Origin of the sequence: Pseudomonas sp. UBA5666, assembly GCF_002420785.1 — a bacterium.
Classification (GTDB): Bacteria; Pseudomonadota; Gammaproteobacteria; order Pseudomonadales; family Pseudomonadaceae; genus Aquipseudomonas; species Aquipseudomonas fulva.
Genome location: NZ_DIIQ01000022.1, coordinates 1 through 621, shown reverse-complemented (window position 1 = coordinate 621; position 621 = coordinate 1). Strand labels below are relative to the sequence as shown.

Genomic DNA, 621 nt, shown 5'->3' with positions numbered 1-621 from the left:
GGCCATTCTCGAAGCCCTGAAACAGGCCGGCGCCTTGCAGGCCGACCTGATCGTGATCTGAGGACGGCGTCGATGAACAGCAAGAGCCTGGTTTCCGGCAGTGTCGACAGCGGTGCCTTCACCGACCTCAACCGCCTCAATGCCCTCAAGCACGGTGACCGCGACAGCGAAGCCAACGTGCGCAAGGTGGCCCAGGAGTTCGAGTCGATGTTCATCAGCGAGATGCTCAAGGCCTCGCGCAAGGCCAGCGATGTCCTGGCCGACGACAACCCGATGAACACCGAGACGGTCAAGCAGTACCGGGACATGTACGACCAGCAGTTGTCGGTGAGCATGTCCCGCGAGGGTGGCGGTATCGGCCTGCAGGATGTGCTGGTACGCCAGCTGACCAAAAGCCGCAGCGCCGCCGCCAATACCAGCCCGTTCCCGCGAGGGCAGGCCGGCCCGGTGCTGTGGGGCAGCAAGGTTGCAGACCCGGTTCACGCCACGCAAGCGGCCAGCACCCGCAACGACGTCGCCGCGCTCAATGCGCGGCGCCTGGCGCTGCCCAGCCGCCTTACCGACCGCCTGCTGGCGGGCATCGTGCCTACTGCGGCCCCCGCGCCTGTCGGCGCGGCCCCC

At 67.3% G+C, this 621-nt stretch carries 1 protein-coding gene; it reads left to right on the top strand.

The features are described 5' to 3' along the window. Positions 1 to 72: 72 nt before the first annotated feature. Positions 73 to 621, top strand: a 549-nt coding sequence (locus B2Y33_RS11750; RefSeq protein ID WP_288632937.1) for a rod-binding protein, incomplete at its 3' end; no start/stop codon positions are given.